Annotated in this window: 12 protein-coding genes and 1 pseudogene; all 13 read left to right on the top strand. The window is 34.4% G+C overall.

What is annotated here, in order from left to right:
* The first annotated feature begins 62 nt into the window (after positions 1-62).
* Positions 63-446, top strand: coding sequence for a hypothetical protein (locus tag CF599_RS09715; protein WP_121965839.1), 384 nt, complete (start codon positions 63-65; stop codon positions 444-446).
* 1 nt (position 447) lies between these two features.
* A complete protein-coding gene (locus CF599_RS09720) occupies positions 448-2841 on the top strand; it encodes a DUF11 domain-containing protein (RefSeq protein ID WP_121965840.1) in 2394 nt (797 codons plus the stop codon).
* A 2-nt stretch (positions 2842-2843) separates the two neighbouring features.
* Entirely contained in the window at positions 2844-4157 is a 1314-nt protein-coding gene (locus CF599_RS09725) for a gliding motility-associated C-terminal domain-containing protein (RefSeq protein ID WP_121965841.1), read from the top strand.
* An 8-nt stretch (positions 4158-4165) separates the two neighbouring features.
* A complete protein-coding gene (locus CF599_RS09730) occupies positions 4166-5110 on the top strand; it encodes a type IX secretion system membrane protein PorP/SprF (protein WP_121965842.1) in 945 nt (314 codons plus the stop codon).
* 26 nt (positions 5111-5136) lie between these two features.
* The gene (locus CF599_RS09735; protein ID WP_173835535.1) at positions 5137-7107 is read left to right on the top strand and encodes an OmpA family protein; all 1971 of its coding nucleotides are present in this window, start codon (positions 5137-5139) and stop codon (positions 7105-7107) included.
* 1562 nt (positions 7108-8669) lie between these two features.
* Positions 8670-9698 carry a helix-turn-helix domain-containing protein gene (locus tag CF599_RS09745; RefSeq protein WP_158221779.1) on the top strand — a complete coding sequence of 343 codons (1029 nt, stop codon included), beginning with the start codon at positions 8670-8672 and terminating at the stop codon, positions 9696-9698.
* Between the two features lie 192 nt (positions 9699-9890).
* A complete protein-coding gene (locus tag CF599_RS09750) occupies positions 9891-11090 on the top strand; it encodes an AraC family transcriptional regulator (RefSeq protein ID WP_121965844.1) in 1200 nt (399 codons plus the stop codon).
* Positions 11091-11288: 198 nt separating this feature from the next.
* Complete coding sequence (locus CF599_RS09755; protein WP_121965845.1) at positions 11289-15092, top strand: hypothetical protein; 3804 nt, start codon at positions 11289-11291, stop codon at positions 15090-15092.
* A 79-nt stretch (positions 15093-15171) separates the two neighbouring features.
* Positions 15172-19386: a hypothetical protein gene (locus tag CF599_RS09760; RefSeq protein ID WP_121965846.1), complete on the top strand. Its 4215-nt coding sequence runs from the start codon at positions 15172-15174 to the stop codon at positions 19384-19386.
* 54 nt (positions 19387-19440) lie between these two features.
* On the top strand, positions 19441-20733 hold the full coding sequence (locus tag CF599_RS09765; protein ID WP_121965847.1) for a gliding motility-associated C-terminal domain-containing protein: 1293 nt from the start codon (positions 19441-19443) through the stop codon (positions 20731-20733).
* An 8-nt stretch (positions 20734-20741) separates the two neighbouring features.
* Positions 20742-21686: a type IX secretion system membrane protein PorP/SprF gene (locus CF599_RS09770; RefSeq protein ID WP_121965848.1), complete on the top strand. Its 945-nt coding sequence runs from the start codon at positions 20742-20744 to the stop codon at positions 21684-21686.
* A gap of 91 nt (positions 21687-21777) precedes the next feature.
* Positions 21778-23748 carry an OmpA family protein gene (locus tag CF599_RS09775; protein ID WP_173835537.1) on the top strand — a complete coding sequence of 657 codons (1971 nt, stop codon included), beginning with the start codon at positions 21778-21780 and terminating at the stop codon, positions 23746-23748.
* Positions 23749-24313: 565 nt separating this feature from the next.
* Positions 24314-24540: pseudogene (locus tag CF599_RS09780) on the top strand (gliding motility-associated C-terminal domain-containing protein); the annotation flags it as partial.

Raw genomic sequence — 24540 nt, forward strand, 5'->3', positions numbered from 1 at the left:
TATAATTTATACTTCGCATAGTTTTTATAGGCTATGCGAAGTATTAACTAAATCTAAAAGATATGAAAAATATTATATCACGTTGTTTAGTGCTTTGTCTTGTACTAGTAAGTCAAATTAGTTTTGCACAGGATAGAGAAGTTAAGGCAGTGCATAAAGAATCTGCTCAAAAAGATATTACAGAGATTAAAAAATATATCACACTTACTCCTGCTGAAGAAGAAGGAATATATAAAGTGTTAGTAGATAAAAATGAGTATCTAAACGAGTACCCAACAATAAGTACAGATAGAAGGAATTGGGTTGTAGGTGGTTACACTTATGGGATTGAGCAAGTATTTAAAAAATCTGATAAACAAGGAAAAGATAAGTTTGACTCTTTAATGAAGAATGAAAATCTTTTACAAAAAGTGAATTTACATATCATACCAGAAACAAGTAAATAATATGAAGAATAGTTTTATTAAAATGCATAATAGTTTGTCTAAACTATTATTTGTAGTACTTGCTGTTGTTGGTTTTGGTTTAAATGTTTTTGCACAGGTAGCAAATCCTGTACAAGTGAAGTTAGATAAGGTTCGCCCAACTATTGATGAAGTTCTTACAGCATTAAATGGTGGAGGCCTGACTCTTTCTAATGCTAAAATAGTTTTCGGAGATAATGAACAGATGGCTATTTTTTCAGGAGGTTTGAATGCTGGGCTAGGAATGGACAAAGGAGTGTTGTTTGCTACAGGAAAGGCCGAAAAACATTTGATAAACAGAAATACTAAAGATCGTTTTGATTCATATAGTAAATACGATAGTTATAATGATGAAGATTTAAAAGGTATTTATGAGTTAGCTAATAGGGATGTTATTGTTTATACATTTGATGTGACTTTAGCATCACATACTTCTGCTTTACGTGTAGCATTTCAGTTTGGTTCAGATGAATATCCAACATTTGTAGGTACAGAGTATAATGATGCATTTGGTTTTTTTGTTAAGGGACCTGGTATTAATGGGACTGTTAATATGGCAAAATTACCAACCAATGGTAATGTAATCTCTATTAATAGTGTAAATGGAGGGGCTTATGGATCAGAAACTTATGGGAAAAGAAAAGCTAAAACTGATTTAGGACAAACGTCACAATATATTAATAATGGGCATGATACTAAGTTAAATGAAAATGGTTTACAAGGAAATTGGGAGAATAAGGGACCAAAACCAGTATTTATAGAGTACAATGGTCTAACGAAGTTGATTACTTATGATTTAATAGGATTACAGGGAGGACAAACTTATAGTTTTAAAATTGCAATCGCTGATTCAAAGGATGCGGCTTACGACTCAGGTGTAATTATCCAAAAGATTCAAGGGACTACAGGAGCGGATGTTAAGATAGAGAAGACTATTGATAAAGCGTCTGTAAAGGCAGGTGAGAATGTTGAGTTTACTTTAACAGCTACTAACTTAGGTCCTTATGATGGTACAGGAGTAAAAGTAACTGACTTGTTACCTAATGGTTATTCGTTTGTTAGCGCTACACCAAGTACTGGTAAATTCGATGAGAAGACTGGCGTTTGGACTATTGGTAATTTACAAGCAATTCATGAAACGGCTACTTTAAAGGTAAAAGCGTTGGTAAATCCTTTAGGTGATTATACTAATAAAGCTACAATTACTTCAAATGACCCAGATCCAGATCCAAATAACAATACTTCAGAGGTTACACCTAAAGTAGATAATGGATTAAAAGGTTTTAATTGTTTCTCTGATGTTGTTGGTAATGGTTTTACATGGGTGTATAACGATGAAGGAGGTATAAAACCACCAAGTAATCCCGTGGTTAAACAAATCGATCAACCTGCAACAGATGGAGGGTTTGTACTAGATATTTACAAGTTAGATAACTCTTTTAATATGATTACCAATGGGAAACAGTTATATAAGGAGGAGATAGACTTTCAAAAAGGAAAGAATAATATTCGTTTTAAAAGTGATAAAGGTGTTTTTGGTGATAATGATATTTCTGCAGTGTGGAATATTAACAAGGGAGCGAAGATTAATTTAACTGATCGTACAAATAATCCAAAACCTGCTATCCGAGTAGTTATTGATAAAGATGGTGTAGCTTCAATATATGGTATAAGAAATACAGGTGGCGAATTAGAAGAATTAGAGACATTTGATAAAAAAACAAAGGAAGCAATTCCTTTAAATAAAGTTGATTGGAAGAAAACAGGTACAGGTAAAGATGTTAATAAGATTGAGGTTAAACAAGATGTTGATGGTCAGACTTTAATGACAAGTTTCGGTTACGGGCAACAAATTAAAGCTTGTGAAACATGTACTGTAGAGAAAGAAGGAGAATTATCTAAAGAAGCTAATCCTAATAATGTAAAACCAGGCGAAGTAATCACTTATACTTTTAATGTAAAGAACTTAGGGGATATGGAGATCCATGATGTGACAATTGATGATCCGCTATTTGGCTTTGATATTAAAGTAGATGCTAAAGACAAAAAAGTGATTCCTTCTAACGTTACTATGACTGGTGATGCTAATGGTAACTTTATCTTAGATAAAACAGAAACGTGGACGTTCACAGTTAATTATAAGGTAACTGCTAATGATATCTATAAAACGAAAGGTGTGTATAACCATGCAACTGTAAATGGTACAGGAGTATCGAATGCGTCAAAAATGCCGATTGGAGTAGGATCTAAAGATCCAACGCCTTATAAAGCTGGTGATATTGGATGGGATCCTTCAAGACCTTATCATACGTATGTGCCATTAAAAGGACAGAGTTTGTTTATCTCTAATCCTCACATTTACCAAAAAGTAAAATAGCTATGAAAACTATATATATTAATCGCTCTTTATACTTTGCTCTATTGGGAACTGCAGGTTCTGCGATGGCGCAAGAGAAGAAAGAGGTATTTGTAAATCACGGCAGTATGATCAGTGTCGCTTCTGAGGGAGTGGTGTCTACTGCTTATGATTTTAATAATACTACTACAGGAAGTGTACTAAGTGATGGGACGACTTATTACTATCGCAATTTTAATAACGATGGTGACTACGCAACCAAAACGAAAAAAGAAACTGCTAAAGCTGTATTTCAACGTTTCGATGGAGAGAAAGGTAGTCAGTTGATCTCTGGTGATGGTCTATCTTCTTTTCATAATGTAGTATTAAATAATGCTACACCTAATATGGCTTTTGATCTTAAAAACAACATAGACGTTTACGGAAGTGTTGACTTTAAAGATGGAATTATAAAAGTAGATTCTACGGTAAATACGAAGACTAAACTATCTAGTGGAAACTTGAGTTTTCAAGATAATGCCAAAGCAATCAATCCTACTGACAGAAGTCACGCAGAAGGGTATGTAGAGAAGATAGGTAACGATGAGTTTCAGTATCCTAAGGGGGACAAAGGGCTTTATCGCTATGCTAGAATCACTGCGCCTGAGAACGTAAAAGACGCGTATCAAGGGAAGTATAACTTAGATGATAAGAACTTCTTTAGAGCGAGACCAACCAAATCAGGTATTATTAATTTATTAGATACTCGTGAGTACTGGACTGTAGAGAAGGGAAAAGATGATAGTAAAGGAAATATCATGCTAACGCTAAGTTGGGATGAGCGCACTACGCCAGCGGAGTTATTGACAGATCCAGAGAAGGAACTACACATCGTACGTTGGGATGCTAAGCAACAACTATGGGTAGATGAAGGAGGAGTTGTTAATCTAGGAGCAAAAGAGATCACAACTGCTACAAGTGTAAAGGGGTATGGATTCTTTACGTTAGCAACAGTTAAAACAGACTTGTTATTAGAAGGAGATATCGTTATTTATAACCTTGTAACTCCTGAAGGAGATGGAATGAATGACTACTTTATCATTGACAATATCAACAAATTCCCAAATAACACAGTAGAGATTTACAACCGTTGGGGAGTTAAAGTTTATGATACTCATAACTATGACAGCGCAGGTAATGTGTTTAGAGGGTATTCAGATGGTCGTGTAACTCTAGACAAATCGGAGAAACTTCCTAGTGGAACGTACTTCTACATCGTGAACTATGAATACAAAGATGCCAAAGGTTCGCGCATGATTAAAAAATCAGGGTATCTACATTTAGAAAGCAATAAGTAAGAGAATATATGAATATTCAACAAAACATAAAGAAAATCGGAATCAGCCTATTCGCCTTAGGCTGTTTTTCTCAAATGCAAGCTCAACAAGACCCGCAGTATACACAGTATATGTATAATGCGAATATGATTAACCCAGCCTATGCAGGAAGCAGAGGAACGTTAAACGTATTTGGTATGTACCGTACACAATGGGTAGGACTAGAAGGAGCACCTAAGACAGCTAATGTATCTGTGTCAACTCCACTTGGAGATAGCGGATTGGGATTAGGAGTTAACTTCACTAATGACCGTATCGGTGCGATGGATGAGAATAATATCTCTGTGGATTTATCTTACGCTATTGATTTAAATGAGGATTATAAATTGGCTTTTGGTCTTAAGGGAACAGCTAATCTATTAAATGTAGATTATACAAAACTTAATATCCACAATCCTTCTGAATCAGAAGCTCAAGAGAATATCAAGAATAAGTTTAGCCCAAATATAGGAGCGGGACTTTATATGTATTCTGATAAAGCGTATTTCGGAATCTCTGTACCTAACTTTTTATCTACAGACAGATATGATGATAATGAAAGAGATACTGAGTTAACGATTATGCGTCAGAAAGCACACTTCTATTTAATGGGAGGATATGTATTTGATATCAGTGAGGATTTCAAATTGAAACCAGCAGCTTTAGTAAAGGCAGTAAGTGGAGCACCGTTACAAGTAGATTTAACAGCGAACGCTTTGTTATATGATAAGGTAACTTTAGGTGTTGCATACCGTTGGGATGCAGCAGTAAGTGCATTAGCAGGATTCCAAGTGAATGACAATATGTTTATTGGATATTCTTATGATTTTGATACTACTAAATTGCATAACTACAACTCAGGATCACACGAGATCTTTATGAGATTTGAGTTATTTAACCGTCGCAGTACGATTAATGCACCTCGATTCTTCTAGAAGAATAAGAGGACAAAGACACAACTATGAGAAAAGAGCTATTGAAAATAAGCTTATTCGGTATGCTATTACTGGCAGGAGTGCATACTCAGGCTCAGAAAGTAGCAGAGAAGAAAGCGGATAAAGAATATCAAACCCAAGCTTATGTAGATGCCATCAAGATTTATGAGCGCATCGCAGGTAAGGGGTACACTAACGCAGATATGCTGAAGAAACTAGCAGATGCGTATTACTTTAACGGAAAGTTACCAGAGGCTAATCAGTGGTACGAGCAGTTATTCGACGGCGAGTATGACGATAAAGGCAAGGAGGCTATCCCATCAGAGTATTACTATCGCTACGCTCAGACGCTAAAATCTGTAGAGAACTACGACAAGTCAGGTCAGATGATGCAGGAGTTCGCTAAGTTAGAAGGAAACGACTCTAGAGCACAGCTTTTTGAAGCAAGCAAGGATCGCTACCTAAAAGAGATAGAGAACAACTCAGAGCGCTATGAGCTAAAGAATATCGGAGTGAATACTGCGTATTCAGATTATGGGGCTACTATTTATGGAGATCAGTTAATCTATACGTCAGCTCGTCAAACAGATCATCAATCAGGTAAGCGATTACACGAGTGGACGAATGAGAGTTTTACAAGTCTATTTAGCACGAAGATTAACGCAGATGGAACATTTGATGAGCCAGTGAAGTTCGCACCAGAGCTAGATACTAAAGTAAACGAGGCTACAGCCGTGTTTACAGCAGATGGCAAGACGATGTACTTCACGCGTAACAATACAAGTGTAAAAGGAAAGAGACGTCTAAATAAAGACAACTCAACGCTCTTAAAAATATACAAAGCAACATTATCAGAAGAAGGCAAATGGGTAAATGTAGAGGAGTTACCATTTAACTCGGACAACTTTAATACAGCTCACCCAGCGCTTACACCAGATGACAAATGGCTTTACTTCTCATCAGACAGAGATGGGACTATCGGTCAGTCAGATATCTTCAGAGTAGCACTATATCCAACAGGCGAATACGGAAGCGTAGAGAATGTAGGGAAGAAAGTAAACACATCAGGAAGAGAAACCTTCCCGTTTATCTCTAAAGATCACTTCTTGTTCTTCAGTTCGGATGGACATCCAGGATTAGGAGGATTAGATGTGTTCGTAGCCAAGATAAATGTAGATGGAAGCATTGGACAGGTTACTAATATGGGAACACCTATAAACAGTAGCACAGACGACTTCGGATTCTATGTGGATAAGAAAACCCACAAGGGATTTGTTAGTTCAAATAGAGCTAACTCAGTAGGAGGGGATGATATTTACTTCTTTATGGAGAAAGTATGTCACCAGATCTTAGAGGGTATTGTGTTTGACAAGGATACACAAGCGGTATTAGCCAATGCTAAAGTGACTATCTATAACAACGCATATACTGCTATCGGAGAGCTTATCACAGATGATAAAGGATACTATAGAGTAGAAGATTTAGACTGTAATAAGAAGTACCGTCTGAAGGCTGAGGCACCGAAGTACAATACGGAAGAAGTATTAGTAGTGATGGATGCTAAGGCAGGTGGAGTGAAGAAACAAGATATTCCATTAGAGAAAACAGAAAAGCCAATCTCTAAGAATGATGACTTGTTTAAGAAACTTAAGCTAAACCCTATCTACTTTGACTTTGACAAATCGAACATCCGCAGAGACGCATCGATCGAATTAATGAAGGTAGTAGAGGTATTGAAAGAATACCCAACGATGAAGATAGATGTACGCTCACATACAGATAGTAGAGGAAATGATGATTACAACTTGAAGTTATCAGATCGCAGAGCTAAATCAACTGTAGCGTGGATAATCAGTCAAGGAATCGATGCAAGTCGAGTAACAGGACAGGGATACGGAGAGACACAACTACAGAACAAGTGTAGTAATGGCGTACCGTGTACAGTAGAAGAACATCAGTTAAATAGACGTAGTGAATTTATCGTTACAGATTTATAAGATACAATAGAACTATAATATCGTTCAAAAACGCAAAACAACAAAATCAATTTTTTTTCGACCGATCCTGCTGTAGGATGCTAAACTAACAGTACTAAGCCAGAAACGCCTTCCTTAACGGAGGGCGTTTTTTTTATGCCTTTATTCATTATGGAAGGGATAAATATATTAACTCATAAAAGGTAATGAAGCATAGGATGTCTTTTCGTCCTTAAAGGGTTGCGCGTTAAAAATGGCATCGTGTAGATTTTTCTAGCGAAGAAGCTAGATGTTGCACAGGCATAAGTGCCAGTATGCACAAATTCTAAAGAATTAAACTCTGTAGAGCACTATATACACTTATTTCTCTCGCTTCCTCAATTTGACTTATTAGTATAGACTCGCCTTAAATGGCATACAGATTTAACGCTCAACAGGGTTTAATGTAATGTTGCCCTTACGGGAGAGTTCAAGGAGAGTTGAAGATGAGTCATAAGACCATACATGGGCAAAAATTTCTCAGCCCTTGTACTGTCCTATGATTCTCCTATAAATGTCCTAGGATTTCACAGCAAGCCTTGCATTTACTGAAGGCAAAGGGTATTGTAGGGAAATAGGTGACTAAAGTGGTTTTGGTTAAATGACTGTATTTTAGGTGTTTATATAAAACAGGGATTGAAAAAAATGTACATAAAATTAAATAAGTAATGACTCAGATCACATTTAGGGGGTGTTGGTTAAAAAAAAGGCGGTTTAGAATGACTAAAAAGTGTTTTTTTGCTCTTTTAAGAAGGAAAATTAAAAAAAAGGTAAAAAAAATTGTGTGAAGTATTTTAGAAATGAAGTTGTGTAAGTGTCTTATGATGTGTCTGCTAAGGGAGTCAATATCTTTATGATTCTATGTATTAAAGCTTGTGTATACTTCAGAATAGAATTGTTATTCTTTAACCCAAAATACACATTAGCCAGATACTATAAAGCAATTCTACTTCATGGCCCTTTCATTAGTTCTAAAACCATACTATTATAGTATGCTTTCGTCACTAATTCAGGCCTATTTTGTATAACTACTTTTCGTTGATCTATCTATCACTTACTATGGAGTAAATAGTAGTGTTTTAAGAGATTTGATGTGTTTAGTTTTTATAATTTGAGTGGTGGAGTTGTTTTATTTATAAAAACGGTCTATGTGTTAAATTAAAATCGAGTAGGGAGAATATCGTGTATTGTTTTAAAAGCTGTACTTCTATTGTGTTTATTAAGTGAGTATTGATTGCTAGTAGGTGGTCATAATGCGATTAATACCTGTTTTTAGGAGGGTTTGAGGGGGTATTTGTGATGTTTAGAAAAAATTATGAATTAATTATAAGATTTATCTAATATGTATACTTGTTGTTAAAGTGTATTATAATAAAAGTTAGTTGTTGTTTATATTGTATATTAAAAATACTATAATGGTTAATTTTAGTGTATGATTAATAGTGTTTTCTTCTCAATGTGTTAGAAATATGATATAAATTTGTGACCACAAGTGAATAAAGTGTCTTATGTATAGAACACTTTTATTTATTAGAATTAAGTATATGTTATTAAAAAAGAAAGTCCCCACTTTTAGTAATAGCTTTGAATTATTGACTTTGCTAACTACTATTATTTTTATTTTAGATTTCATAGTATTCTATTTTGATCTGAATATTGATGTATTATTATTGTTTTTGCCTTTAATGGTGACAATTATTAATTTTAATGATTCAGGTAAAGAATCTGTTAAACTATTTGACACAGTAGGTTTCATCGTGTTGATGATTGCTATTTTTTGCGATTATATTACGCCTGTAAAGATGAATGTCATCTTTGCAATAGGAATGTTTGCTTTGACTATATCTTTTTATCTAGCTTATATAAAGAGACAAGGACAGGTGAATAATATTATCATTCGCAATTATTTTCATATTTTCTTTGTTGTATTATCGTCTATTAGCTTTTTGAAGTTTTTATACGCAATCAAAGTGCATACATTCTTAAATCAACCTAGTATTATCGAATTCTTTTTGTTTTCGGTACTGGTATTCTATGTGGCATTAACTGGAATACATTTATTGATGTTACAGGCTGGAAAGAAAAATGACAACAGAGAAAGAGTGTTTACAACAAGTAATTTGACAATCGAGAATGTTAGCAAGAAAGTTGAACAGGTAGATAGAATTATACATGTAGAAGAGGAGATTGTTCAAATTGATAATGCAGTAGTATCTACAACAACTAAGGTTGGTAGAGAAATTATTAGCTTTTTAGAAAATGAAGATGCTTATTTAGATGCGGATTTTTCTTTACAAGATCTTGCTACAGCTTTAGATATAAATAGAATCGAATTATCAGAGGTGATTAATAGAGAGTTGAATAGTAACTTCTATTCTTTAGTTGCCCAATATCGCATACAGAATGCAAAGCAATTATTACGTGATAAACAGAATTTATTGATAGAAGGTGTAATGCAAGAAGTAGGTTTTAATTCTAAAATTACATTTAATAAGTATTTCAAAAACTTTGTGGGGATGACTCCTTCTGAATTTAGAAGACAAAATATCGTTAATGAAGTTGTTTTGGGATAAGTAAAATATTGAGCGCTTCAATGTGTTGATTATTAGTTGTTTTTGTGATTTTTGCTAAAGCTTTCAAATAATCAATAACGTTAAAGTATTGACTTCTATAGTAGCATTTAATTGGTATTTAGTAAATTCCAACTTTTTGAGACTAAAATACAAGGCAAATTATAGAAATTTGCTTGTAGAAAAGTAGAAGTTATGGCGAAGTATATAGTTACTGGTATTCTGTTATTTATTATGATTATTAGTGTTTGTCTAATTTGGCAAACCTATAAGCCATATCCTAATAAAAAAGCACCTAGCGTTTTTAGACAGTTTATATTTGTGATAGGTTGTCATGCATTAACTGTACTTTTAGGAATCACAGTATTCAAAGATAATTTGCTGTTGAGTAGTAGTTCTCCGTTTTTTTTATTTTACGGACTGTATTTTTTCTTGTTTATAGAGAGTATTACTACTTCATCATTAGTAAAAAGTAAAGCTGTTCTTTATAATAAACAGTTTTTGATACCTAGCTTTTTTGCTTCAGGTTATATTTTTTTAGCGTTAGTGTCAGATAAGCTTAGTGATCAGTTCATCTATGCCTTTTTTTATACACTATTTGCATTCGAGGGTGTTTTGACTGTTTATTATTCGGTCAAAACTTTTTCGTTATTAGTAAGCAGAACCTCTCTTAAGGATTCTTTGCGACTTCACTTTATGGCTATTAATACACTTCTACTGTTTATAGGAGTGGTTTTGGTTTCATTTTTCTTCTTAGAATTTTCTTATTTTAGTTTGTATCGTATGCTTTTGGCTATAGCTGTCACTGGCTTAATGGTCTATTTGATGATGATATACAGATCTTTAGATCAGGTGTTTAGTGAGTCGAAATGCTTAGAAGGCAAAGAGAAAAATGATTTTAACTTTGTAGGTAACTCATTATCTGTTAATTATGTATCTATAGTTACTGAAGAAAAAACCGATATAGAGCCGGATACTATAGAAATAGAAGATAATGAGAAGGTGAAATATTCTAAGTCAAAAATTGCTAGTGAATTATTAACTGATTATAAGAACAGAATTAATAAAACGCTTATCGTACAGAAGCTTTATCTACATCCTGACTTTTCATTAGAGGATCTATCTGATATTACCAAGATATCAAAACATCATTTGGGACAGTACTTTTCGAGTATTCACCATTCTAATTTCAATAAATTCATCAATCAACTTCGTATTGAGTATATAATTTCGTATATTCACAATCACAAGGAAGCCAAGTTAAGTGTAAATGATCTTTTAGCACTTAGTCCATTCAAATCGAGGGCTTCTTTTTTTCGCAATTTTAAAGATTTTACAGGGTCAGCCCCATCCGATTACCTAAAGGCATATTACGAAAGTATTAGTCAAGACTAGTTTTTGTAAGTATGTATGTTTCAGTAATCTAGTTTCATTTTATTATCGTTTCAATTAATTAGAGTTTAGTAAACCCCAATTATATAGGACATCTTTTGCGCGTTTTAAGCTAATCTTTGTTGTGTTATTTACATCCCCAATTTTGGGATTTGAAAATGCTAAAACAACTGTATAGAATAGATTAAAAAATAGCGAGTTATGAAAAAAAGATTACTTCCTGTTGCACTTTTATTAGGAACTATGGCTGCCAATGCACAAGTAGGTATTGGTACTGCTACACCTAATAAATCTGCAGAATTATTGATCGAATCAAAAAACCGAGGTTTATTAATACCAAACGTACCCTTAAATAGTACTACTGATGCTGTTACTATTACTAATGGAAATGTTCAGAGTTTAATGGTTTATGCTACTAAAACTCAAGGTGACATTACACCTGGATATTACTATTGGGATATTAATGTATGGAAACGTTTAACTGCTGATGCTGATATCCCACAGATAGTAGTAAACAAGTTTCAAGAAATAGTGAATAAGGATGGTGATAAAGTTCAAAATATCATCAAGAATATAGTTAAGAATACAGAAGGTAATGTTATCTACGAAGGTGATAAGTTATATACTTATACTAAAGAAGGTGATAAGGTAATAAAACAAGAGATTAAAGATAAGCTTACTACTATCGTTTATGACGAGGCTAGTGGAGACTATATATATTATAACGAGAATGCTGTAGATCGCAATGGTAAGATCATCGGTGAAGGTATTCGTATTAAAGTAAAAGAAACAGTTATCAATAAATTTGGTGATATCATCAATAATAAAACTGTTCAAGAACACATCACTAACTATTTAGATGGAACGCACGTAGGAGGTAACGTTTATTATGAAGGTGATAAGCTTACTTATGTAACTAAAGAAGGTGATAGAAAAGAAGTTTCTATTAACTCTGTGGTAACTGCTAATGAAAGTAAGACTGCTATTATCACTGTAAACAAGAAACAATATTATGTAGCGGAAGAGTATTTAGTAGCTAATAAAGGTGTAGTACCAACTACAGTAGATGCTGCTAATTTGCCTAAAGGTATCTATGCTGTTGATGTTGTAGGTGGTGTGGTGAATAACTTAGAAGAGATTGTAAATAACGGTCCTGTTAATGTAGATGGTCGTACATTCAAAACAGTGAATGATTATATTACTTATCTAACAGAATCTAAAGGTGGATTTACAAAAATCGTATATGATCAATCTACTGGTGATGTAGTATTCCAAGAATGGAATGAAACAACTCAAAAATATGAGAATGTAGATAACTCTAAGTTTAGCACTATCGTTAAAGGTAACGAGACTGTTACGACATTATTAGATAATAAAAACGGTACATATACTTATACTAGTGAGAATGGAACTAAAACTATCGTTGATATTCCATCAAGCGTAGTTAAGCAATTCGAAACTATCGTTAAACAACCTGTAACTGTTGATGGACGTACATTCACTAATGTAGATGAATACATTAAATACGTAACTGAAACAAAGGGTGGATTCACTAAGATTGTTTACAATAAAGAAGGTGATGTAGTGTTCCAAGAATGGAATGAAACAACTCAAAAATATGAGAACGTAGATAACTCTAAGTTTAGCACTATCGTTAAAGGTAATGAGACTGTAACTGCGTTAGTTAAAAATGCCGATGGTACTTATACTTATTATAATGAAAAACAAATAGGTGCAGATGGTCAACCATTAACTGGAGAGACAGGAGTAACTATTGATCCTAAAGAAGTATCTGTGGCATTAAATACTACGAAGAATGTTTATGAGTTCAAAAACTCAGCAGGAGTTGTAGTTGGCGAGATAGATGCTAATGCAAAAGGTATTGCTTTCAACAAAGATAACACTTCATTTACTAGCACTAATGTACAAGACGCTTTAGTAGAGTTATTAAATAAGATTACTACAGTAGAAGGAACTAGTGGAGATTTAGTAGTATCAGGAGGTCTTGAGTTTCTTGCTAAAACAACAGGAGTTAAAGCATTATTAGCAGATGCTAATATCCAGGTAGCTAATAAAGGAATTTCTACAGATAAATTAGGAGATAAAGCGGTTACATCAGAGAAGTTAAATGCAGGTGAAACAACAGAAGAAGGTGCGCGTGTAGGAATTGCAGATAAGGATGGAAATGTAGTTTACCAAACATTAGATACAGTTGTAAAAGGAAATGAGACTGTAACTGTGTTAGTTAAAAATGCAGATGGTACATATACTTATTATAATGAGAAACAAATAGATGCAAATGGAGATCCTATAAAAGGAGCGACAGGAGTAACTATTGATCCTAAGCTTGTTAATGTAGAAGATTTATCTAAAACAGAAGGTAAATATATCTTTAAGGATTCAAAAGGTAATCCAATAGCAACGATAAATATCAATTCAGATAATATTCTTTATGATAGCACTAATTCAGGCTTAACATCAACAAATGTAAAAGATGCATTAGATGAGTTAGCAAATACAATTGCAACAAGTAAAGGAGATTTATCAGTATCAGGAGGGCTTGAATTTACAGGAACTACAGATGGGGCAGCTAAGCTATTAGCAGACGCAGGAATTCAGATCGCAAATAAAGGAATTTCTACAGATAAATTAGGAGATAAAGCAGTTACATCAGAGAAGTTAAATGCAGGTGAAACAACAGAAGAAGGTGCGCGTGTAGGAATTGCAGATAAGGATGGAAATGTAGTTTACCAAACATTAGATACAGTTGTAAAAGGAAATGAGACTATTACTACTTTAGTTCAAGGAACTAACATTAAAGTTTCTGAATTGAAAGAAGGTAATTCTATTAAATATACTTTAGACGTTCCAACAGCTACTAAAGATGTAGCAGGTGTAGTAAAAGCAGGAGAAGGATTAAATGTAGATGGTGCTGGTAACTTAACAGTTAACTACGAAACTGCTAAAGAAAAATTAGCTACAGGTAATGTTACTTCTACAACTATTGTTGTAAATAAAGGAGAAGCAAGTGAGGGATCTACTTTTAAAAATATTGACTTAGAGGTTGCTCCTGGTACTAATGGACAAGTAATGGTTACTAAAGAAGGTAAAGCTACTTGGGTAGCACAATCAGAAATAGTGCCTACAACTACTAATGCTATTAAAACAGATGGTACAGAGTTAATAACTACAGTTAATGATAAAGAGGCTAAGTTAACGTTAGCAGGAGATGTAACACTTAAAGGAGGAAAAACAGTAGTTAATGCTATTCAAGGTACTCCAGTAAGTAATGTACCGCCTAATACAAATGGTCAAGCTTTAGTTTATAATACAACTAATAAGCAATGGGAACCAGGCACACCAAATGTAGGTGTAGCAAATGTTACTGATGCTAAAACATTAAGTACAGATGGTGTTATTGTTATTGGAGCTGATAGTAATGCTACAGCTACTACAGCTGTGCAGTCTTTATTAGCTGATGTAAAATTAAATATTGCTAAAGACAAAATTACTACTGAGCATATTGCAAATGGTACTATTAAACCAGAAGATATTGCTAAGGCAGGTAATAATCAAGTGTTAGTTACAGATACAGATGGTAATCCTTCTTGGAAAAATCAAAGTAAAGTAGCTCCACAATTCTTTTATATGCCAGCGGTTATTTTTGATACGAATGCAAAAGGAAATGGCTTAGTAAGAGATCTATATAAAGAATATGTAGATCAGTTTACTGGAGGAAAAGTAGGAGCAGGAAATGCAAATTATGATATTGCTCATGGTGCTAATGGATACAAAATGCCTTATGCAGGAGGAATTGTTGGTAGTGAAGGTGCTCCAGCAGATATAGCTGTGTTTGAAAGTGGAGAGTTACATTATTATGTAACTTATTATGACACAAAAGTATTTGCTAATCTAAAAATAGGTAGAGATGGTAAGCTTACTTATGATATCATTGGTAATGCAACACCAGCATCTTATATGAATATCGTTTTTGTAATCAAATAACGAATTAAAACAGTTAAGCGTTATGAGCTAGAAATGACTCATAACGCTTATAAAATTAAATTATAATTATAAATATAATATGATATATAAAATTATAAATAAGATAACAATAAAGGTTGTACTTACTTTAAGCATAGTCTTAGGAGTAAGTACCACCATGTTGGCAGATGGTTCTAGAAATTTATATCCTCTAGGTGCTGACGGACATCGTGCTATGTTATTGGGGAATAAACATAGCTCCCCAGAAGCAATACCTTTTCCAAATGCTGGAGCACATTACGTATATGCAAAAGCAGGAGAAACAATCACAATGGCATCTTCAGCACAAGGAACTAATTCTACAGATAGATGGGGGAAGTATAATGATGAAAAAGGAGGAATTTATTTGTATGGACCTAATGGGGAGATTCTTATAAATCAAAATAAGACAGAAGGGCAAATTGCTAATCGTACAGCTGAGTTAGCTGGACCTAAATTGTCAACAATTAGTCAAGGTGGATATACTCCTATTTATTATAAAGTTCCAAAAGGAGGAGAGGGGATTTATCGTGTAGAGTTTACTGGACAAAGAACAGTTGGTAATAATCGTGTTGGAGAAACAGGATATGTTCAATTAGCAGATAGTCAATGGAAAGAAGTTGACGCTTTTAGTATTATAGCTTGGGATGTATCAGTTATTAATGAAAGTAACAAAGAGTTTGTTGATGGTAGGGTTTATGCTACGAATTTAAACTTTTCTAATGGAAATTTTAATAGTGGAACAAATTATCAAGATGTAAAATTTAAAGGACAATTTTTTGTTCGTACCAATGATGGTTTTACGTACAGAGTTACACACAAAGGTTCGTCAGGAATTGTATGGGCTTTCTTTGTGAATAACAATGGTTTCTATGATGTTAAAACAAAGAATTCTTTGTATAAGAGTATGAATAATGAAGCTAGTCAAGTTATCGATAATATTCATAATCCTAATACACCTGATAATGATAGTAATATTACCCATAAGATATACTATACATTACCAGCTAGAGATATGCCTTTAAAAGCAAAAGTAGCTATTAATAGTGGATCTTATGGTTTAACGACTTGGTTAAATCCTAAAGTAATAGAACCAGAAGTCTCTAATGTAAAGATAGTAGGTGCTGAAGGTACAGTAGGAATTTTTGGACATAAAGGTGGATACATAGAGTTTGATGTCCCCGTGAGTGGACAACAATTTACTATAGATATTTTAAGTAATGGATCTGTATTTAAAAAATTAGAAGGAAATACTAAAGAGGGACACAATAAAATTTATTGGGATGGAGTAGGAGCAGATGGAGAAACAAAACTAAAAGGTGTAGTTCCTGTTGATCTAAATGTACAATTGCAAGGTGCTGAAGTTCACTTTCCTTTCTTTGATATGGAATACAATAAAGGAGGAATAGCAATTGAATTATTAGATTACAATGATTACAATAATGTGCTATCGGATTTAGTGTTTTGGAATGATAGTGATATACCCGATGTTAATAGTAGATATGGAGAAAATGTTTCGCCTAAAAATAATAGTCATTTAAAACCTGGGAATAAGGGAATTAGTAGTAATACTAATGGACATAAATGGGGTGAAGGAGGTTCTGGATCAAGTAATACATTTGGTGATAAAAAGTCAATGGATACTTGGACTTTTAGAGTTGGAAATAAGAAAGAAATTAAGACTACTGTAGTTATAAAAGAGGCTGACCTTTATACTAATATTACTTATAAAGTAGGTGGTACTAGTAAAGGATATAAAGGAGATACGGTAGATTATGTTGTGACAGCTGGTAATAAAGGACCTTCTGATATTATAGCAGATACTAGTAAAGGAATCCATGGGGCACCTTTTACATTTACAGTTCCTCCTGGAGTAGATGTTGTTAATCCAAAAGGAGTAAAAGCAACTTTTAAATGTGCAAATGGAAATGCTAAAGAATCAGTAGCACTTACTTATGATCCTCTAACGCGTACATTCCGTTCAGAATTACAAATACCTAATGGATGTACAGTTGAGTATAAAATCACAGGAGTGTTAAACGGTATGACAGGATCAATGATTGCAGAATCAACGATTATGAGACCTGCTGATGTTTCTGATCCAGATGCAACGAATGGAGACCCAAATGTGAAGCCAACGAATCCACATTATGAGTGTTATAATAATGATTTGGTTAAGTTAGGTACAGGAAGTAATGGATCGATAGGATGTAACAATATCAAAGAAGTTGTCTTTATGGCACTTGGAGAATGTGTAGATAAGATATTGTATTTTGAAGATTTTGATCGTGGATATTGGAATGTGAATTCAGGAAGAACGGATTGGACACAGAGAGCTTCAATTAGTATTGGAACGAATGGAGAGATATTAACAAATCAGGATGGTTCGATACGTAGACAAGGACCTAGAGGAGGAGCGACAGCATCATATCTTTTTGCACCAGGTGTTAACGATACACGTTATGCAGGAGCAAATAGAAATCCTCATAGTGAAGCTATCTCTGTAGCGCGTATCAAAAATGGATATTACTCTGTAAATCCTCCTGGGTATGTACAGATGGGAATTCCAACAACAGATTCTTGGCATGAAGGAATCTGGGTAGAGAATGCACCAAGTAATGATCCAACTATAGCAAATAGTAATTTTGACTGGACTCCAGCTTGGGATAATGCTAAAGCAATAAGAGATATGTCTGGAGCAGTAAATGGTTCAGCATTCTTAGTAAGAGGAGCTGCTTCAGCTGCGCAAAGTATTAAACCATTTTATGAGTTTGAATTAGCAGAAAAAATAGAGAAAGACAGAGTTTATACTTTAGATATCTATTCTTATGTGACTTACCATGATAAAGATTATATGATCATGGATGTGTTAGATAAAGATACAGGTCATATCTATGCATCAGTTCCACTAAAGTATGGAGGTGTTGGATTACCAGAAGGAGCTAAACCAGAAGGATTTAGTTTAGGATGGGTACCGTTGACAGCTAGTTTTACATTTGCAGAAGCTGCATGTGATGATGTGGTAAGTAAAAATGTGAAGATTGCTATTCGAGGTAGTCAAGATAGAGCTTTAGAAACAGGAAAAGGTTTTGGGCATACACTTATAGATAATATTACATTCTCTAAACGTATTCAAAATCCAAGCTGTGGAATTCATGTCTCTAATATTACTTGTGCAGATGAGTGTTATCAAGATATAGTAGGTAAAGGTTTTGGATGGGGATATTATGCAGGTGAATTAGGTGGGAAAAAAGTTATTGAAGAAAGTTTTACGCAGCCAGGAACAGATGGAGGTTTTATACTAGATATTTATGAGTTAGATAACTCTTTTAATATGATAATTAATGGTGTTCCATTACATACAGAAGAATTAGAGTTTCAGAAAGATGGTGGATTAGAACAAAATGTACGTTTTAAAGCTGGTGGTATTTGGGAAGATGGAACAATTAATGATATTTGGCTGTTTCATCAAGGAGCAACTTTTGATTTAAAAGATCGCTTTAATAATCCTGTACCTACTGTTCAGGTTATTATAGATAAATGGGGTAATGTTAAGTTGTATGGAAAACGAACAGAGGAGAGTGATCTAGAAGAGTTAGAGGTATTTGATAAACGTACTAAAAAAACTGTTCAATTATCTTCAATTGCATGGAATAATGATAGTAGTAATTCTTCTGCAAATGAAATAAAAGTAACTCAAAATGTAGTTAACGTAACTAGAATGTATGGTTTTGGTTATGGTCAGCAGCAAAAAGAGTGTGAGACTTGTACAATTGAGAAAGAAGGGGTATTTGTAGATGAAAGTAAAGATGAATATGCACAAGTAGGTGAAACAATCTTATATACTTTTGATGTTAGGAACTTAGGAGATATGGATATTCATGATGTAGAGATAGTAGATCAACTATTTGGTTTTACTATTAAACTGGATGAAAACACACATTTACCTTTGCAGGAAGGAGTAACTTTCACTGGAGATAAAAACAATAATGGTATTTTAAATAGAAATGAAACGTGGACTTTTACAGTATCTTATAAAGTAACTGAAGCTGATGTATTCGAAACGAAAGGAGTTTACAACCAAGCGACTGTAACAGGAGTTGGTAAATTGCCTAAATCAACACGTACTGTTGATGTAAAATCAACAGATCCAACACCATATAAGGAAGGGGATGAAGGATGGGATTCTAGTAACCCTTTTCATACATATGTTCCTTTAAAAGGGAATGGATTATTGATAACTAATCCGATGATTTACCAAAAAGTGAGATATTAAACCTAAATAACTGTGTTAGTATTCGTACTAACACAGTGTTTAAAACTGAAAACTATGCAATCAAAAAAACTATATAAATCAGTTGCCTTATTAGGTCTAGCGTTGCCAGCTACAGTAGTAGCACAGCAGGCTAAGAAAGATCAAGTAATGGTAAACCAAGGAAAGATTTCAGTAGCAGAAGGTGGAGTAATGTCAACAATCTATGATTTTGACAATACAAAAGAAGGTTATGTGAAGAATGATGGAACGGTTTATTACTACAGCAATTTCAACAATGATAATTTATACGAGCACAGTAACAATGCAAAAGGTTCAAAGGCGGTATTTACTCCATTTGAACAAGCAACTGGTGCGCAACATATCACAGGAAGTCAACCGTCAAACTTCTTTGATGTTGTTTTAGATAACTCAACTAAGGATATGGCTTTTGATCTAAAGAATGAAGCGAATGTACGTGGAAGTGTAGACTTTAAGGACGGAATTATCAAAGTAGACTCTTTAGCGGGTATGCTTACTTTTCACCAAGGAGCTAAAGCATTAAAACCAACAGATAAGAGTCACGCAGAAGGGTATGTAGAGAAGATCGGTAACGAGGAGTTTCAGTATCCTAAGGGGGACAAAGGGCTTTATCGATATGCTAGAATCACTGCGCCTGAGAACGTAAAAGACGCTTACCAAGGGAAGTATAACTTAGATGATAAGAACTTCTTTAGAGCACGTCCAGCCGTTTCAGGAGTGATTAATCTTTTAGACCAGCGCGAGTACTGGACTGTAGATAAAGGAACAGACAACAGCAAGGGCGATATTATGCTAACATTAAGTTGGGATGAGCGCACTACGCCAGCGGAGTTACTAACAGATCCAGAAAAAGAATTACACATCGTACGTTGGGATGCAAAACAACAACTATGGGTAGATGAAGGTGGAGTAGTTAACCTTGGTGCAAAAGAAATCACAACTGCTACAAGTGTAAAAGGATATGGATTTTTCACATTAGCAACAGTTAAGACAGACTTGTTATTAGAAGGTGATATCGTTATTTACAACCTTGTAACTCCAGATGGAGATGGTAAGAATGACTACTTTATCATAGATAATATCAACAAATTCCCAAATAACACGGTAGAGGTTTATAACCGCTGGGGAGTAAAAGTATACGATACGAAGAATTACGACAGCGCAGGTAATGTGTTTAAAGGATATTCAGATGGTCGTGTAACAATAAGTAAAAATGAGAAGTTACCTACAGGGACATACTTCTACATCGTGAACTATGAATACAAAGATGCCAAAGGTTCACGCATGATTAAAAAATCAGGTTATCTACATTTAGAAAGCAATAAGTAAGAGAATATATGAATATTCAACAAAACATAAAGAAAATCGGAATCAGCCTATTCGCCTTAGGCTGTTTTTCACAAATGCAAGCTCAACAAGATCCACAGTATACACAGTATATGTATAATGCGAATATGATTAACCCAGCCTATGCAGGAAGCAGAGGAACGTTAAACGTATTCGGTATGTACCGCACACAATGGGTAGGACTAGAAGGAGCACCTAAGACAGCTAATATATCTGTGTCAACTCCACTTGGAGATAGCGGATTGGGATTAGGAGTTAACTTCACTAATGACCGTATCGGTGCGATGGATGAGAATAATATCTCTGTAGATTTATCTTACGCTATTGATTTAAATGAGGATTATAAATTGGCTTTTGGTCTTAAGGGAACAGCTAATCTATTAAACGTAGATTATACAAAACTTAATATCCACAACCCAACAGATCCTAATTCACAGGAGAATATCAGTAACAAGTTTAATCCAAATATAGGAGCGGGACTTTATATGTATTCTGATAAAGCATATTTAGGAGTATCTGTACCTAACTTTCTAACAACAGATAGATATAAGGATAATGACAGAGAAACATCTGTGGCAACAATGCGTCAAAAGATGCACTTCTATTTAATGGGAGGATATGTATTTGATATCAGTGAAGATGTGTTGTTTAAACCAGCAGCTTTAGTAAAGGCAGTAAGTGGATCACCACTACAAGTTGATCTAACAGCGAATGTATTATTATATGAGAAATTCACATTAGGAGCAGCGTATCGTTGGGATGCAGCAGTAAGTGCATTAGCGGGATTCCAAGTGAATGACAATATGTTTATTGGATATTCTTATGATTTTGACACTACTAATTTAAAACATTACAACTCAGGATCACATGAGATCTTTATGAGATTTGAGTTATTTAACCGTCGCAGTACGATTAATGCGCCTCGATTCTTCTAATCACTAAATGACTCATTAAATGTATTTGTGAAAGCGAAGTCTATAATGATGAGTAATATTAGAGATAGTGTAAGAGGACAAAGACACAACTATGAGAAAAGAGCTATTGAAAATAAGCTTATTCGGTATGCTATTATTGGCAGGAGTGCATACTCAGGCTCAGAAAGTAGCAGAGAAGAAAGCGGATAAAGAATATCAAACCCAAGCTTATGTAGATGCCATCAAGATTTATGAGCGCATCGCAGGTAAGGGGTACACTAACGCAGATATGCTAAAGAAACTAGCAGATGCGTATTACTTTAACGGAAAGTTACTAGAGGCTAATCAGTGGTATGCGCAGTTATTCGACGGCGAGTATGACGATAAAGGCAAGGAGGCTATCCCATCAGAGTATTACTATCGCTATGCTCAGACGCTAAAATCTGTAGAGAACTACGACAAGTCAGGTCAGATGATGCAGGAGTTCGCTAAGTTAGAAGGTAACGACTCAAGAGCACAGCTTTTTGAAGCAAGCAAGGACCGCTACCTAAAAGAGATAGAGAACAACTCAGATCGTTATGAATTAAAGAATATCGGAGTGAATACTGCGTATTCAGATTACGGAGCTACTATCTATGGAGACCAGCTAATCTATACGTCAGCGCGTCAGACAGACCATCAGTCAGGTAAGCGATTACACGATTGGACAAATGAGAGTTTTACAAGTCTATTTAGCACGAAGATTAACACAGATGGAACATTTGATGAGCCTGTGAAGTTCGCACCAGAGCTAGATACTAAAGTAAACGAAGCTACGGCTGTGTTTACAGCAGATGGCAAGACGATGTACTTCACGCGTAACAATACAAGTGTAAAAGGAAAGAGAAGATTAAATAAAGACAACTCAACGCTCTTAAAAATATACAAAGCAACATTATCAGAAGAAGGCAAATGGGTAAATGTAGAAGAGTTGCCGTTTAACTCAGACAACTTTAATACGGCTCACCCAGCGCTTACCCCTGATGATAAGTGGCTTTACTTTTCATCAGACAGAGATGGGACTATCGGTCAGTCAGATATCTTTAGAGTGGCACTATATCCAACAGGCGAATACGGAAGCGTAGAGAATGTAGGGAAGAAAGTAAACACATCAGGAAGAGAGACTTTTCCGTTTATCTCTAAAGATCACTTCTTGTTCTTCAGTTCGGATGGACATCCAGGATTAGGAGGATTAGATGTGTTTGTAGCCAAGATAAACGTAGATGGAAGCATCGGACAGGTTACTAATATGGGAACGCCTATAAACAGTAGCACAGATGACTTCGGATTCTATGTGGATAAGAAAACTCACAAGGGATTTGTAAGTTCAAATAGAGCTAACTCAGTAGGAGGGGATGATATTTACTTCTTTATGGAGAAAGTGTGTCACCAGATCTTAGAGGGTATTGTGTTTGACAAGGATACACAAGCGGTATTAGCCAATGCTAAAGTGACTATCTATAATAACGCATATACTGCTATCGGAGAGCTTATCACAGATGAAAAGGGATACTACAGAGTAGAAGATTTAGACTGTAATAAGAAGTACCGTCTGAAGGCAGAGGCACCGAAGTACAATACGGAAGAAGTATTAGTAGTGATGGATGCTAAGGCAGGTGGAGTGAAGAAACAAGATATTCCGTTAGAGAAAACAGAAAAGCCAATCTCTAAGAATGATGACTTGTTTAAGACACTTAAGCTAAACCCTATTTACTTTGACTTTGACAAATCGAACATCCGTAGAGACGCATCGATTGAATTAATAAAAGTGGTAGAGGTATTGAAAGAATACCCAACGATGAAGATAGATGTACGCTCACATACAGATAGCAGAGGAAATGATGATTACAACTTGAAGTTATCAGATCGCAGAGCTAAATCAACTGTAGAGTGGATTATCAGTCAAGGAATCGATGCAAGTCGAGTAACAGGACAGGGATACGGAGAGACACAATTACAGAACAAGTGTAGTAATGGTGTACCGTGTACAGTAGAAGAACATCAATTAAATAGACGTAGTGAATTTATCGTTACAGAATTGTAATATAAAAACGTATAAAACGTATATTACGTAATACAAAAGCAACAAAACAATTTTTTTTTCGACCGATCCTGCTGTAGGATGTTAAACTAACAGTATTAGCCACTAAAAGCTCCCGTAAGGGAGCTTTTTTTTTGATTTATATTTTTGGTATCAGCATACCTATTAGCACATTTGAGAAATTTAAGTGTATAAATTAGGTCTTTTTATAGTTTTGTTTTTTAGTGTGTTAAGTGATATTGAATAGAATTAGTTTGTAATATTTTACTTTCAATTATTCTATCTTGGAAATGTTGGATGGATATGTATGTTGTTAGATCTTGTTTACCATTCCATTTGATATTTTTATAATAGATTTTAATTAGAATAGTTGTGTCTAATTGTTTTTAAAACATGATAGTTGGAAATTTATTGTTAATAATGGTTTAATTACAATGTGTTAAAATTTTTTTTATAAACGGCTATTTAATGTTAAAATTATTTTTAATTTTGTTATTTACTACAATGTTTTATTTTGTTATGTGATTATTCTATTTAATTAAGATAAATGAGTGTTAAAAATATAGGTATGAAAAAGGTAGGTGTATTAAAGTTAGTGCTGTTTTCTAGTGTGTTAGTAGGGTATGCAGAAAGTAATGCACAGGAGACTAGTATTAATTTATACAATAATGACAAAATTTTTGTTAGTCAGAATGAGGTGCTGAGCGTGCAAGGTCGCTTTGAGAATGGAAAGTTAGGTGAATTTAGAAATGCTGGAGACGTTCATTTCTTCAATGATTTTAACAATGGAGGAAT

It is taken from the genome of Myroides sp. N17-2 (genome assembly GCF_002286775.1).
In the GTDB taxonomy this organism is placed as follows: Bacteria; Bacteroidota; Bacteroidia; order Flavobacteriales; family Flavobacteriaceae; genus Flavobacterium.

Coding starts and splice junctions, on each gene's coding strand:
- CF599_RS09745 (WP_158221779.1), top strand. CDS start 8,670: ATGTTATTAAAAAAGAAAGTCCCCACTTTTAGTAATAGCTTTGAATTA.
- CF599_RS09720 (WP_121965840.1), top strand. CDS start 448: ATGAAGAATAGTTTTATTAAAATGCATAATAGTTTGTCTAAACTATTA.
- CF599_RS09750 (WP_121965844.1), top strand. CDS start 9,891: ATGGCGAAGTATATAGTTACTGGTATTCTGTTATTTATTATGATTATT.
- CF599_RS09715 (WP_121965839.1), top strand. CDS start 63: ATGAAAAATATTATATCACGTTGTTTAGTGCTTTGTCTTGTACTAGTA.
- CF599_RS09730 (WP_121965842.1), top strand. CDS start 4,166: ATGAATATTCAACAAAACATAAAGAAAATCGGAATCAGCCTATTCGCC.
- CF599_RS09755 (WP_121965845.1), top strand. CDS start 11,289: ATGAAAAAAAGATTACTTCCTGTTGCACTTTTATTAGGAACTATGGCT.
- CF599_RS09725 (WP_121965841.1), top strand. CDS start 2,844: ATGAAAACTATATATATTAATCGCTCTTTATACTTTGCTCTATTGGGA.
- CF599_RS09765 (WP_121965847.1), top strand. CDS start 19,441: ATGCAATCAAAAAAACTATATAAATCAGTTGCCTTATTAGGTCTAGCG.
- CF599_RS09770 (WP_121965848.1), top strand. CDS start 20,742: ATGAATATTCAACAAAACATAAAGAAAATCGGAATCAGCCTATTCGCC.
- CF599_RS09760 (WP_121965846.1), top strand. CDS start 15,172: ATGATATATAAAATTATAAATAAGATAACAATAAAGGTTGTACTTACT.
- CF599_RS09775 (WP_173835537.1), top strand. CDS start 21,778: ATGAGAAAAGAGCTATTGAAAATAAGCTTATTCGGTATGCTATTATTG.
- CF599_RS09735 (WP_173835535.1), top strand. CDS start 5,137: ATGAGAAAAGAGCTATTGAAAATAAGCTTATTCGGTATGCTATTACTG.